The following is a 14,969-nucleotide window of genomic DNA, read 5'->3' as shown; positions in this document are numbered from 1 at the left end:
ATATACCACGAAAGAGGTCAACAGAAAATTAACACTTTTTAATATAAAAAATTATCTTTTGTGTAAAAAATACCCTGGTTGATGTAATTTTTTTTGAAACAAAAAAGTCAATACAGCATGATTATTATTTACAAATTTAGGAATTACAGTAAACCGCCTGCTTTTAACACATCTATAATAGACGGAAAAGTATTTTTTATAACCGGATTAATATGGTTTTTATCCAGCCAAAGCGCTTCACTGATACCTTCTTCTTTCTGGGGAACTAATTTTGGTTCGCCTTTTACTTTCATTTTATACCAATTGGTTTTTTTAATGACCATTTTTGAACCCATTGGATAAACATGATAGGTTTTACAAAGCTTTTCTTCACGTTTGGCAATCTTAATACCACACTCTTCTTCCACTTCCCGAACAGCAGTTTCTTTCATATTTTCACCGTCTTCGAGTTTGCCTTTTGGCAAATCCCACTTTTTATTCCTGAAAATAAATAGATAATTACCATTAGCGCTCTCTGCCAATCCGCCTGCGGCCTTTATGATTTCACAGTTCTTTTTTAACTTCTTAAAGGTTTCTTTTGGATTCTTAGTTAAAAAAATGTAGCTTTTTTTAGACCCATTTTTTAATTTTTTGTAAAATGTTTGTAAATCAAAATCCTGAAATTCAAGCTGTTGAATTTTTTCTTTTTGTTCCGGCAAAACATCTGAGATAAAGAGGGTGTTATCGTTAATATAAATTCTGTAATTTTGGGCCATGTATAATAAAAGTGATATTGAATTAAAGGTAGCGGAATTTTTATTACAAATAAAGGCAATTAAATTACAACCTAATAATCCTTTTACTTGGGCATCGGGTTGGAAGTCGCCGATTTATTGCGATAACAGAATTACCCTCTCCCATCCTCAGGTTAGAACCTACATTCGTCAGAAATTAGCACAGGCCATTCAGGAAGAATTTGGCTCGGTAGATGTTATCGCCGGCGTAGCAACAGCGGGAATTCCCCAAGGTGTTCTGGTTGCTCAGGAACTTGGTTTACCTTTTATCTATGTCAGAGCAAAAGCTAAAGAACACGGCACCGGAAGTTTAATTGAAGGTGAAGTTGTAGAAGGCCAGCGTGTAATGGTAATTGAAGATTTAATCTCAACCGGAAAAAGCAGTTTGCAGGCGGTTGATGCATTAAGGGCGGCTGGTCTATCCGTTGCTGGTTTGGCGGCAATTTTCACTTATGGCTTTGAAAAAGCTGATGAAAATTTTGCAGCGGCAAAATGTCGTTATATAACCTTATCAAACTACGCAGCTTTAATTGATTATGCTGCCGAACATAGCATTATCGCAAAAAGTGATATGGAATTATTAAGTAAATGGCGCTTAAATCCATCTGAATGGGGACAAAGCCAGGTCTTTAATACCTAATTTTTATACGAAAATCCTCTAACCTAAATATTTACTTAAAATGACAATTATTGAAAGCGCGGCAGAAGTTAATAAACCTGTAAATGAGGTTTATGCGTTTCTGTCAAATATGAATAATCATCAGCAGTTGATGCCCGAAAATATATACAATTGGGAATCAACTGAAGATGATGCCCGGTTTACCATTCAAAACATGGCTAAATTGGCCATTAAAATTTCCAGTCGTATAGAAAATCAGGAGCTTACTGCTATTCCGACCGAAAAAGCACCTTTTGATGTAGAATTAAAATGGACGGTTACTGATAATGGCAACGGAACGACAACCGCAAAACATATTATTTCTGCTGATTTAAATATGATGATGAAGATGTTGGCATCCGGCCCGCTTCAAAAATTAGCAGACCATCAGACAGAAAAACTGAAAGAAATTTTGGGGTAAACTATTGTCGAATTGCCAAACTGTTTAAACAAACAGGTAACAGACAACACACCACATATAAAGCATTTGCAGGTAAAACGCAGATGCTTTTTTATGCGCTTTGGTTTTCTTAAATAGATGCAGAAATCAGGCCACCTAAACCCGATTGGAGCGGCATCCCCCAATTTTTCATTGGGGATATAGCAGAAAGCGGGGCTGCAAAATCATAAATGATACTGCAAGTGCTTTTCAAATCAAAATCACGACAAATTTTCATTACAAAACACTAATAACCAGTAAATTAGTCATAAACAAAACAATCTTACCGACAAAATTTCCGATTAGAAAATCAAAATGGCTGTGGCATTTGTTTTGACTAAAAGCTTATATGAACTTCAACAATTTTACAATAAAAGCCCAGGAAGCAATTCAACAGGCTTCCGAAATAGCTCAAGGCAACCAGCAACAGGCTATTGAGACCGCACACCTGCTTAAAGGTTTGCTTACTGTTGATGAAAACGTGGTTTCTTATGTTTTAAAGAAGCTGAACGTTAATCTTAATTCCTTAAATCAAAACTTAGATAACGAAATTGCCAAATTCCCGAAAGTGAGTGGAAGTAATGTCTATTTGTCATCAAATACCAATAACGTTTTACAAAAAGCACAAACATTTTTAAAGGAATTTAAGGATGAATTCGTATCTGTGGAACACTTATTACTGGGAATTTTAGCCGTTAACGATAGCACTTCGAAATTATTAAAAGAGCAGGGGGTTAACGAAAAAGATCTTAAAAAAGCCATTGCAGAACTACGCGGCGATAATCGTGTTACCGATCAGAATGCAGAAGCGACTTATCAGGCATTAGGTAAATATGCCCGTAATTTAAATGAATATGCAGAAAGCGGAAAGTTAGACCCGGTTATTGGCCGTGATGAAGAAATTCGGCGTGTGATTCAGATTTTATCCCGCAGAACAAAAAATAACCCGATTTTAATTGGTGAGCCGGGTGTTGGTAAAACCGCCATTGCCGAGGGAATTGCTTTTAGAATTATTAAAGGCGACGTACCTGAAAACCTGAAAAGCAAAATCGTTTACTCCTTGGATATGGGGGCCCTTATTGCAGGAGCCAAGTATAAAGGCGAATTCGAAGAGCGCTTAAAGGCAGTTGTTAAGGAGGTTACGCAAAGTGATGGCGATATTATTTTGTTTATTGACGAGATACATACTTTAGTTGGTGCCGGTGGTGGCGAAGGCGCAATGGATGCCGCCAATATTCTAAAACCTGCTTTAGCGCGTGGCGAATTGCGTGCAATTGGTGCAACTACTTTAGATGAATATCAAAAATATTTAGAGAAAGATAAAGCCCTTGAGCGCCGTTTTCAAAAAGTGATGGTTGAAGAACCAGATACACAAGATGCCATTTCTATACTTCGTGGTTTGAAAGAACGTTATGAAACGCACCATAAGGTAAGGATTAAAGATGAGGCCATTATTGCGGCTGTAGAAATGAGTCAGCGTTATATTTCCGACCGTTTTTTACCGGACAAAGCCATCGATTTAATGGATGAGGCAGCTTCAAAATTACGTATGGAGATGGATAGCGTGCCAGAAAATGTGGATGCGCTGGATAGAGAGATTATGCGTTTGGAAATCGAACGCGAAGCCATTAAACGCGAAAAAGATGATAAAAAGGTTAAGGAACTTTCCGAAGAGATTGCAAATTTATCAGCAGAACGCGATGAGTTAAAGGCTAAGTGGCAGGGTGAGAAAGATTTGGTTGATAACTTAAATAAGCAAATGGAGCTTATTGAGCAATATAAATTAGAAGCCGAACAAGCTGAACGTGCGGGTGATTATGGTAAAGTTGCAGAAATCCGCTATGGAAAAATCAAGGAAGCACAAGATAGTTTCGAAAAGCTTAAAGCAGATTTAGAAAATCAGCAAAGTGATAGCAGAATGCTCAAGGAAGAAGTTACTGCCGATGATATTGCCGGCGTTGTGGGCCGCTGGACTGGTATTCCGGTTACCAAATTAATTGCAAGTGAACGCGAGAAACTATTAAACCTCGAAGTGGAGTTACACCAACGCGTTGCCGGACAGGATGAAGCCATCGAGGCTATTTCTGATGCCATCCGTCGTTCACGGGCAGGTTTGCAGGATAAACGTAAACCAATCGGTTCGTTCATTTTCTTGGGTACAACCGGTGTGGGTAAAACGGAGTTGGCGAAAGCACTTGCAGAATTTTTGTTTAATGATGAAAATGCGTTAACCAGAATTGATATGAGTGAATACCAGGAACGCCACGCGGTTTCCCGCTTAATTGGTGCGCCTCCGGGCTATGTTGGTTACGATGAAGGCGGACAGTTAACAGAAGCGGTTAGACGTAAACCTTATTCAGTGGTATTGCTTGATGAGATCGAAAAAGCACACCCTGATGTGTTTAATATTCTGCTTCAGGTTTTAGATGATGGTCGTTTAACAGATAACAAAGGCAGAACGGTGAATTTTAAAAACACCATTATCATCATGACCTCAAACATTGGTGCGCACTTAATTCAGGATAATTTTAAAGATTTAAGTGATGAAAACAGAGATGAAGTAATCGCGAAAACTAAAAATGAGTTGTTCGAGGTATTGAAACAAACCATCCGTCCGGAGTTTTTAAACCGTATCGATGAATTGATAATGTTTACGCCATTGAACCGTAATGAAATCAGAGATATAGTATCGCTTCAGTTTAAACACGTACAGCAAACGTTAGCGGAGATGGGCATCGAAATGGATGCATCAGCAGAAGCTTTAGATTGGCTGGCACAGTTGGGTTACGACCCTCAGTTTGGTGCAAGACCATTAAAAAGGGTTATTCAAAAACGTATTTTGAATGAGTTATCGAAAGAAATATTAGCCGGAAAGGTTGATAAGGACAGCAAGATAAAACTTGATATGTTTGATAATAACTTCGTGTTTTTAAATCAGAATAAGTAATTCTAATTTTTATATTTAAAGCGCCGCAGGTTCGCAGATTATGATTTAATCTGCGAACCTGCGGCTTCTTTTTTAAGGGCTATATCTAAACTGAAAACCCCTAAAACCCGAAATAAAGTAACATTCTACTTACAGGCATAAAATCTAATGCTGATTTACAATAACTTAAACACAAGTCAACTAAACTAATAGTTCTTTAGTGTTTTTTTATTTATTATTACATACACATAAAAAAACACACAAATGAAAAAAAAATTATTAATTACTGCTATGGCAGTATTATGCCTTGGCATGACCGGATTTGCACAAACCAAAGGAACCAATGCACTTAGTTTTGGTATTAATGCAACAACCAGCAAAAACAGTTACATCAACCCAAATCAAACTGAACAAAAAACTGAACAAAAAAGTAATTTATTTTCATTAGGTTACGGGTATTTTATTAAAGACGATAGTAAAATCGGTATCGACGCAACTTATGGTCAAAACACCATTAATTCTACTGGCCTTACTGAACAAACCTTTAAAACTTATGGGGCGAGCTTATCTTATCAAAAGTATTTTCCGATAGTAAAAACTTTGTTTGCCTATGCTGGTGGTAGAGCAGGTTATGCTTACGGAACTCAGAATCAGTCGCAGCCTTTAAATTCAAATAACCTATCGCAAGATTATACAAGTAATAGTTATTCTTTAGGTGCTTATGGTGGTGTTACCTGGTTTTTAGGGAAAAGATTTGCTTTAGAAACAAGCCTGTTATCCGCAGATATAGCTTACAACTCTTCAGAACAAACACAGGGTACAAATTTAACCTCTTATAAAACTAAAAACACATCATTCAATTTTAGCAGCCAGGGGCTTATAAATAATTTAGGCTTTAAAATTTACATTCTTTTTTAACCGGTTCTAATTTTATATTAAAGCGCCACAGATTTGCAGATTGTATTTAATCTGCAAATCTGTTGCTTTTTGTTTTACTTCTTTTCCCGTATGGCTTTAAATTCCGATCCATCTTTCCATTTTGGATAAGTACTTTCATTACTCAAACGATAGCCCATGTCAAATAACATCCGAACATCCTCTATAATGCCGGATAAATCCCAGGTTTTGGCGTCAAAATTATCTTGCGGCGAATGATAACGGTTCTTCGTGAAATCAGCAACTTGCTTTAAACCCCAGGACCTGCCATTTTTAATATTATCCACACCAGAACCGGTAAATAAAGATGGAACTCCAACTTTAGCCAGGTTGAAATGATCAGAACGATAATATAAACCTGATGATGGAACCGGATCCGGAACGATAACCCGGTTTTGTTTCTTTGCGGAGGCTGCTGCATAATCCTCTAATTCCGACTGCCCATAACCATACACTACAATATCTTTTGTTTTACCGGCAAGCCCCATCATATCCATATTGATATTTGCTACGGTTTTATCTAATGGAAAAGCAGGATGTTTAGCATAATATTCTGAGCCCAGCAAACCTTGCTCCTCTGCCGTATACGAAATAAAAAGAATTGTTCTATCCGGGTTTTTTGGCAACTTTTTAAAAGCAGATGCAATTTCGAATAGCGAGGCAACACCTGTTGCATTGTCAACTGCGCCATTGTAAATCGAATCGCCCAATACTTTTTCTCCAACACCTAAATGATCCCAATGGGCTGAATAAATGATCGCCTCGTTTTTCAACTTATCGCCAGGAATTGATGCCAATACATTATAAGTAACCGATTTTTTAATTTTATTTTTGACGGTAAGCGAAGTCGTTAAATTTAAATCAACTGCTTTAAAATCTTTTTTGCGGGCATTTGTTGCCAAAGTGCTGAATGATTGGCCGCCTAATGCGCATATTTTTTTGGCAACATCCAAACCTATCCAACCTTCAACAACCGTTCTGTTCATGCCGTTATCTTCTGATTGTAATGTTAATTTTGATTTAGACCAGCCACTGCGAACAACCGTCCAGGGATAAGCTGCAGGCTCCGTATCGTGGACGATTAAAATTCCGGCGGCACCCTGCCGCGATGCTTCTTCAAATTTGTAAGTCCAGCGACCATAATAAGTCATGTTCTTTCCTTTAAACAAAGTCGAATCAGCGAAACCTGGGTCGTTAATCAGCACGACAACGGTTTTACCCTTTACATCCAGATTTTTATAATCATTCCAGCCATATTCGGGTGCTACAATGCCATAACCTGCAAAAACCAAAGGTGAATTTTTTATGTTTACCTCATCCTGAACCCTTCTTGAACCGGCCACAAATTCTGTAAGGTAATTTAACGAAATCGCTTTCGAACCTGATTTAACAACCATTTTTTCATCAGGAATGGATTTTATTTCGACCATTGGCACTTCCTGGAAATAGCTATTGCCATTCCCGGGTTTTAATCCCAGTTTTTCAAACTCCGCCTTTAAATAATTTATAGTTTTTCTTTCTCCGCTTGTAAAGGGCTTTCTGCCTTCTAAACTGTCGGCCGCAATTACGGATAAATATTTCGTGAGGCTGGAATCGTTAATTGATTTTATTGCCAAAGAATCGGGCGATGCATAAGAAGCATCATTTTTAATTTCTTGTTTACAAGCAGCAAAGAATATCAGGGCACAACCTGCAAGTGCTATATGTTTTTTCATAAAATCTGTTTTTAGAAAATTACAAAGAAATATCCTTAAAGGAATACTTCCCAATATAAAAATTCTTAATTCTTAATAATTTTAAATTTGCTTAATTGTTGCCCGTTCTTAATAATAACCCCAACATATACACCTGCGGAGAGTTTGCTTAAATCAAATTTATTTGAACTGGTTGCACTATCTTCGAATATTTTCTGCCCCAGGATATTAAAAACGGCAAAACTGTAGGTTTCGAAAGAACCACTCAATATGGTCAGGTAATCATTAACCGGATTTGGATAGAATGAAAAATCATCGGGTTTCAAGTAAACAACAGATGCCAAATCACTGACAACTTTCCCGTTATTGGTTTCAAAGGTAACTCTGTAAAACTGAAGACCGTTTTTAGGATTATCATCGAAGATAGAATAGCTAAGCTGGTTCCCGTTTACTGTAGTCTGTTTCAATGTGGTGAAGGTATTCACACCGGTTTGTTTTTCCCAAATAATATTTTTCAGGTCAAGCGTAGTGCCTATACTTAAATCGAGTTGAATTTTCTGATCAGAAGTTACGAATGCAGATAAACTTCGGGTATAACAAGAAACTCCTTGCTGGGTATAATCGATGGTGTAACTTTTTAAGCCGGAGAAATCCTGGCCATTTGCTGCTACAGCAAAATAATTGCTGGTTAACGTACGCCTGTCAAACTTTATAATCGTATCGGTAGTATTTATTAAGGGTGATAATTTGTCGTTAACTAATGTAAAAATCGTATAATCTTTTGCATTTGGCTGTGGATTCCAACTCAATGCCACGGCATCCGTACAGGCGTAACCAACTGTTAGATTACGGGGGGCAGACAGCACAAAAGATTTACTGTACACAATATTTCCGCTTACCTCCATTTTTATCATTGCTTTTGAGAAAAGATTCGGTGCATTCCAACGGTAGAAACCATTGCTCAAATCTGCATTGGCATTAAGCAGGTTCCAGGTTTTGCCCTCATCATAACTTACAGATAGCGCACCCGTTTGTACAGGAAAAGTATTGTCCCAACGGATGTAATTATCTTCGCCTGCAAAGAGAAATTCATCTTTTTCCGGACTGATAAAGCTGAATGTATTTTTTAATTTGTAACTGTAGGCTAAATAGAAACGTTGACTATTGCCTTGTTTTATTTCAGCACCTTTAATGTTAATTTTATAATCACCACTTAAGGGTTCATTTATGGTTATCTGCTGGACATTATTCAGCAAATCTATTTTTTGAGTCGCTGGTTTGTTTAAAGAATCTAAATTGGGGAAACTGCTTAGTACCCACGGTAGTGTTAATCCGCCGGCCGGATTTTCTAAATTCATTTCCAATCGGTTAACCAAACTTTTCGCATCGTTTACGATTGCCGGCGGGTCGTTCCAGGTTACCGTTACCTTAACTTCCGAAACATTGGCAGGAATAGTTAACGGAATAACCAGATTCTGGTTGGCTTGTATTTCCTTGCCTAAAAATCTGTTTTCCTCTAAAGTTTTCAAAGCCTGAAAGGCATTAAGTTTTCCATAGCCATACGTATAATCTACCTGTGGGGTACCCAAATCTTCGGCACTATTAATTAAAACGGCCTTTACTAAAGCTGAAGAAGGAATCTTACCAGTTTTATTCAGATGGTATTGTTCTAACAAAGCGACAACACCACTCGTAACTGCAGCAGATCCTGAAGTTCCATCCTCGCCCAACGCAACCAGTTCCGGCTTTACCCGCCCATCGTATGCCGGACCTCTGCTGCTTAATGTTTCAGAAAGGTTTTCCCGGTTAATTCCCCCGATAACCAGCAGATTTTTAGCCTGCTTAAAATTACCAGTTAAATTGGCTTTGGCTGCCAAGTCTTTGTATAAACCTGAGCCAGGGGTTGATGTACCTTTATTACCCGCCGAAAATACGTGAATTAATGTATCTGTTTCATAAATCTGCTTATCATAAGCGGCAGCCTCAATACCATAAACATTATCCAGGTCTGTTCCATAAGAATGATTTTGCACCCGGATATTTAAGGATTTAAGATCTGTAACGGCATCAGGCATTAAATTAGCAAAACTGGAAAAAGCTAATTTTGCCGATGGAGCAACTCCTGTACCCCTTATAAAAGAATTTCCGTTTCCTAAAGCCAGTGTCGCCATAATGGTGGCATGCGTGGTAACCGGACTTCCGATCAAGCTCCCCGGAATTGTTTTACCCAACAGATCCAGGTCTTTTGTATCATACATCCCCTCTTTAAATGAAACGTTAATCCCGTTTCCATTTATTGCCGGATAAGCTACACGCGTATTAGATACCTGGTTTAATCCTAAATCTATTCCATTAATTACAACATCGGGTTTTGCCAGCTGCTCTACATCTGCATATAAAATTTCTTCCCGTAACAATAATTGTATTAAATCGTTTGGATTGATGTAAATTTTGGCCAGTCGGTTTTCTGCATCAAACTGCGCTATTTTATAAGGATTTAAAAAATCAGGTGGTTGATTGCCTTGGGTCTTAAGTGCAAGCCTTACGAGTATCAAATCTTCTTTTTTAAATTCTTTTTCCAGCAATTTAATTAACTGATCGCTTGCCTTCCAAAGTCCGTTTGCTTTTGCCTCGAAATTTGTCTCATTTAAAAGGCTTAAAACAAATGGTTTTTCAACAATAAAGCAGGTTGCCGAAATGCTTTTTCTTGGCTTTAACTGCTCAATTTCTGCAGGCGTTAAAATGCGCTTAAAATTAACCAAAACTAAATTTTCAGCTTGATTATTACCTGTAATTTCAGATCGATCGATATATTTCTGAAACTTTTTTTCAATTCTTGCAGGTTGTACCTGTGCTTTTAAAGCTTGTACAGACAGACAAATTAATATGACAATATGTATGACCTTGACTTTCAAATAATATTTTTATTGTAAAATTTTGTTTACACCGTAGAAGTCGTTAAATTAGGGTTAACAAGGTAATCTGTTAACATTATTAACTAACTTAATTCTGACTAAAACTAACTAATTTTAACTAGTATGAAAAATTTTAATTTCTTAACCCTATCTGCTTTATGTTTTTCAATCGTTTTTACTACGTCATGTAAGAATAATAATACAGAATCCATCACTCCTGAAACAAAAACTGAAATTTCAGCAAGTACATTGGCAAAAATTAAATCTTTAGGTTTCAGTGTAGACCAGGCACGTAAAGTTGAAGGTGGCTATCTTGTTGAAAACGATATTCTTTTAACTGACGCAAACCTTACTGAAACTTCGAACAGTACAAACTTAAATATTGCCGAAACAGAACAGTACCGAACCACAAATACTGTAAAATCTTTACCAAGGATAATTACTGTTTCAGTTACCAATTTACCACAGGTGTATAGCGATGCGGTAAACACCATGATTTCGAGGTATAATTCTCTTGGTTTACGTATTACTTTCCAGAGAGCCAGCGGTACTGCTAAAGGAAGTATCGATGTGATTGGCTTTAATGAAGGTCCTAGTGGTGGCTATATTACTTTAGGCTCGGCAGGTTTTCCAACATCCAGCGGAAACCCTTACAGCCAGATTAAAATGAATACCAACGCAGCAGCTTATGGTACTAACCCTAACTTGCTTTATTTAGCTTCTGTTTTACAACATGAAGTAGGTCACTGTATCGGTTTCCGCCATACAGATTATATGAACAGGGCTTATTCTTGTGGTGGTGCAGCTTCAAACGAAGGTGCTTCTAATGTTGGTGCTGTTCGTATTCCGGGTACACCATCTACTGCTGATGCAGAATCTTTCATGCTGGCTTGTTCTAATGGTGGTAACCGCACCTTTAATTCGAACGATATAATTGCAGTTAATTATCTGTACAAATAAAAAATAAAACCTTAACGGATTATTCTTGTATAAAAGGCCCTGATTATTCAGGGCCTTTTTTTTGGTCTTTATAGGCGGAGAATAACAAATACGTTAAAGCAAAGCTTGTATACCAAATTTTAACTCACCCGCTTACCTTTCAGTAACATATTCAGTGCATCGTTTAATGTGCCTGCCTTTTGTACTTCGCCTTCATTTACAAAATAAATTTCGTCGGCATTTTCGATGGTGTTTAACCGGTGTGCGATAATAACCAGTGTCGTTTCTTTCGATAATTTATTTAAGATACTGCTCAGCAATTGTTCGGTAATGGTATCGATATTTGCTGTTGCTTCATCTAAAATCAGCAATTCAGGATTACGGAGAACGGCTCGCATAAAAGCGATTAATTGCTTTTGGCCCAAACTGATATCATCAGAACCTGATGTAACCTTCGTATTTAATCCTTCATCAAAAATGGCTAAAAGCGCATCGAGGTTGGCATCCTGAATAATTTTCTTAAGTGCATCATCACTTACCTCTTTATACCGGCTGTTACCATAAAGAATATTTTCTTTAACCGTTCCGGTAAATAAAAATGGCTCCTGCAAAATAAATCCGATTTTCTGCGTGCGTTCTTCGGCACTGAAAGAGCGGATATCCTTTCCATCCAGTAAAACAGTACCTTTTGTTGCATCATATAACCGGGAAATCAGCGATGCTGTTGTGGTTTTTCCGCCACCAGTTGGGCCAATTAATGCGTAAGTTTTTCCTTTTTCAAATCTTAGATTAATGTTATGTAAAATTTCCCTGGAATCATCGTAAGAGAAATGCACATTTTTAAATTCGAGCAGTGCGTCAGAGGTGGTTAATTTATCATCCGCTACCTGGGTTAAATTTGTTTCCAATAAAAGAATCTGAGAAATCCTGTCCCAACTTGCCATTGCAACCTGAAAACTGGTCCATAGTGCCGCGAGTTGTCTTAAAGGATTATAAAAATTCGTACAATAAGAAATGTAACTCACTAATAAACCTAAAGAAAAGTTACCGGTAGAAATCAGGTAAATTCCAAAAAGCAACACAATTAATTGAGCCAAACTCGAAAGCAAACCATAAACGGGAACAAAAATATTATTAGCTAAGCCTGCTCCGATTGCCGTTTTATAATTTTCCTTATTTGCTTCGTCAAAACGTTTCCTGAAATAATCGCGACGGTTGAAAGCGATAATAACTTTGAAATTATTTAAACTTTCCTGGATTTCAGCACTCATTCCACCAACACTTTTTAAATTTTTAGCGTTCCTGCGTTTTACCCACGGAGATAATGCAATTGTAAAAAGTACAATTATAACTGCCGGCGACAGTGCCGCAGCACCAAGCTCCAGGTTAATTGATAAAAGAAAAATACCTGCCCCTATCATGGTAACAATACTGCTCACAAATTGCATCAGCGATTGTGAGAAAAACTGGTTTAACTTATCCGTATCGTTATTTACCCTTGAAATTAAATCGCCTGCCTTATTCTGATTAAAAAAAGAAACCGGAAATTCCTGCAGTTTATTAAAAATTGCATTTCTTAAAATAAAAAGCATCCGCTGCCCTACACCACCCATCAATTTTGTTTGCGTATAGCCGGTAATCATGGCAATCAGATACATCACCAATAGAATTCCGCCAAAAACCAGAACCCCATGAAATTGCCTCGTTCTGATGTAGGTATCGATGGTGTGACCAACCAAAAGCGGTCCGAGCAAAAGCAAACCCGAGTTCACCAGAATTGCAATCAATGCCAGCCAAAGATTTTTATGTTCACCGGAAATAAGCTTTAACAATCTTTTAAGCGCCTGGTAGGTAGATTGCTTTTCCTCCTTGGATGTGAGCTGGTTAAGATTGTAGTTCATAATTGCTTGTGCTCTGCTGTGAATTGTAAATTTGAACATACTCCGGACTGCTTTTTAACAACTCCTGATGTGTTCCGGCTGCAATAATTTCGCCCTGCATCAGTAAAATAACCTTTTCGTAATTTTCAACAGATGCAATTTTTTGAGTTACCGATAATAAAGTTAAGCCCGGATAATTTTGCTGAATGTTGTCCAGGATCCGCTTTTCGGTATTGGTATCAACGCGGGCGGTGAAATCATCAAGTAACAATATTTTCGGATTTACCGCCAACGCCCTTGCCAGCATGATTCGTTGTTTCTGACCGCCAGACAGGCTGTTTCCGCGTTCCGAAACAATGGTGTTGAGTTTTTCTGGTAGATTATCGATAAAATCTTTCAACTCGGCTGTTTGAATGGCTTTTTCCAAAGATTCATCTGTAACAGTATCACTGAAAGCAATATTTTCACGAATGCTCATGTTAAACATAATGCTATCCTGAAAAACAAAACCAACCTGTTTGTGAAAATTCTCCTGATTATAATTTTTAAGTGCCTTATTGTCGAAAAGAATTTCTCCGCTATTTGATTCGGTTAGCCCCGTTAAAATATAAAGCAATTGGGTTTTACCGGCAGCCGTAGGGCCAATAATGGCTGTTTTGGAACCGGCCTGGGCCGAAAATGATATGTTCTTCAAAATTGGTTTCTGCCCGATGGTGAGCGAAATGTCTCTTGCCTCTACTTCACCGATTATTGCTCCGGTTAAGGTACCCGGATGTTTAATTTCAGCCGCATTTAATACACTTTCAATTCTTTGGAATGATGCGGTTGCCTGCGCAATTACGTTGCTCATAAAACCGATAACCAGAATCGGGAAAATAATTAAGGACAGATAACTGCTAAAAGCGGCAAATTCGCCCAAAGTCATGGTATTGTTAATCACAAAATGACCGCCGAGCACTAAAATGGTTAATCCTGATAAGTTGGACACGAACACAATAATCGGAATTAACCCCGCAAACAAGCGAAGGATAGAAAGACCTATATCTCTTGCTTTAGCATTTGCATCGATAAACTTATTATATTCGAGTTGCTGCGAATTGATTACGCGGATTAATGCAGAACCCAGAATACTTTCACTAATTACCTTGTTAAGCCAATCGATAACTTCACGACTTTTAATAAACAGCGCCCTAACCTTTTTCAAAACGAAGAAAAATGCACCGCCAATTATCGGCACAATCGCAATAACGCAAAGTGCCAGTTTCCAGTTAATCATTAAAAGCAAAATGCTGGCGCCTACAATTAGAAAAATAGAAGATGCAAGGGAAACAATGGCCTGCGATACGAACATTTTTATTGAATCGGCATCTGAAGTAAGGTTGGTAAGGAGTTTAGATGGATTTGCCTGAATGATATATGCATGGCTCTGACGGGAAATCTGGTCTGATAATTTTGTCCGTAAATCCCTTGCCACACGTTCAGAAGCATAAGTTTGCACAATACTTTGTAAGTAAGTAAAGATAAAAACCAATAAAATTGCCAATGCAAACTGAAGTAAAATAGAATTTAAGTTAAATGTTTTATTGGTATAAGAATCAATCCCATGTGCAATGATTTTGGGTAATACCAGGTTGATTCCGTTGCTTAATAATGCGAACAAAATCAACAGGAAAATTAAGCCTTTATAAGATGCAAGCAAACTAAAAACACTCGGTTTTTTAGCTTCTATAGTTTTAGCCATGTGAATTATATACGCTATCGTGAACGTCAAATTTAACCGATTTATTTGAATAGATTGTATGTTTATTT

At 37.6% G+C, this 14,969-nt stretch carries 10 protein-coding genes; 5 read left to right on the top strand and 5 right to left on the bottom strand.

The window, feature by feature from the left end:
- Positions 1-143: 143 nt before the first annotated feature.
- A complete protein-coding gene (locus O0931_RS03085) occupies positions 144-755 on the bottom strand; it encodes an NUDIX hydrolase (protein ID WP_269414084.1) in 612 nt (203 codons plus the stop codon).
- Between O0931_RS03085 and pyrE the strand changes: the two genes are divergently transcribed.
- From pyrE to O0931_RS03065, 4 genes are all read left to right on the top strand, one after another.
- Positions 754-1,413: an orotate phosphoribosyltransferase gene (gene pyrE, locus O0931_RS03080; protein ID WP_269414083.1), complete on the top strand. Its 660-nt coding sequence runs from the start codon at positions 754-756 to the stop codon at positions 1,411-1,413. The two genes, O0931_RS03085 and pyrE, sit on opposite strands and share 2 nt — an antisense overlap.
- Positions 1,414-1,453: 40 nt before the next feature.
- Positions 1,454-1,852, top strand: coding sequence for an SRPBCC family protein (locus tag O0931_RS03075; protein ID WP_269414082.1), 399 nt, complete (start codon positions 1,454-1,456; stop codon positions 1,850-1,852).
- A 367-nt stretch (positions 1,853-2,219) separates the two neighbouring features.
- Positions 2,220-4,817: an ATP-dependent chaperone ClpB gene (gene clpB / locus O0931_RS03070; RefSeq protein WP_269414081.1), complete on the top strand. Its 2,598-nt coding sequence runs from the start codon at positions 2,220-2,222 to the stop codon at positions 4,815-4,817.
- A 243-nt stretch (positions 4,818-5,060) separates the two neighbouring features.
- Positions 5,061-5,714, top strand: a complete 654-nt coding sequence (locus tag O0931_RS03065) for a porin family protein (protein ID WP_269414080.1) — start codon at positions 5,061-5,063, stop codon at positions 5,712-5,714.
- Positions 5,715-5,788: 74 nt separating this feature from the next.
- Here O0931_RS03065 and O0931_RS03060 read toward each other — a convergent pair whose 3' ends face one another.
- A complete protein-coding gene (locus O0931_RS03060; protein WP_269414079.1) occupies positions 5,789-7,447 on the bottom strand; it encodes a M28 family metallopeptidase in 1,659 nt (552 codons plus the stop codon).
- Between the two features lie 65 nt (positions 7,448-7,512).
- A complete protein-coding gene (locus O0931_RS03055) occupies positions 7,513-10,341 on the bottom strand; it encodes a S8 family peptidase (RefSeq protein WP_269414078.1) in 2,829 nt (942 codons plus the stop codon).
- Between the two features lie 123 nt (positions 10,342-10,464).
- Here O0931_RS03055 and O0931_RS03050 point away from each other — a divergent pair, with 123 nt between their 5' ends.
- On the top strand, positions 10,465-11,301 hold the full coding sequence (locus O0931_RS03050) for a M57 family metalloprotease (RefSeq protein ID WP_269414077.1): 837 nt from the start codon (positions 10,465-10,467) through the stop codon (positions 11,299-11,301).
- 119 nt (positions 11,302-11,420) lie between these two features.
- Here the strand turns inward: O0931_RS03050 and O0931_RS03045 are convergent, their stop codons facing one another.
- Complete coding sequence (locus O0931_RS03045) at positions 11,421-13,220, bottom strand: ABC transporter ATP-binding protein (protein WP_269414076.1); 1,800 nt, start codon at positions 13,218-13,220, stop codon at positions 11,421-11,423.
- Positions 13,165-14,901, bottom strand: coding sequence for an ABC transporter ATP-binding protein (locus O0931_RS03040; RefSeq protein ID WP_269414075.1), 1,737 nt, complete (start codon positions 14,899-14,901; stop codon positions 13,165-13,167). The genes O0931_RS03045 and O0931_RS03040 overlap by 56 nt, the downstream gene beginning before the upstream one ends.
- Positions 14,902-14,969: the final 68 nt, after the last annotated feature.

This window comes from Pedobacter rhodius (assembly GCF_027213645.1).
Classification (GTDB): Bacteria; Bacteroidota; Bacteroidia; order Sphingobacteriales; family Sphingobacteriaceae; genus Pedobacter; species Pedobacter rhodius.
The sequence above is the reverse complement of the archived record's forward strand: the minus strand, read 5'-3'. Positions and strand labels throughout refer to the sequence as shown.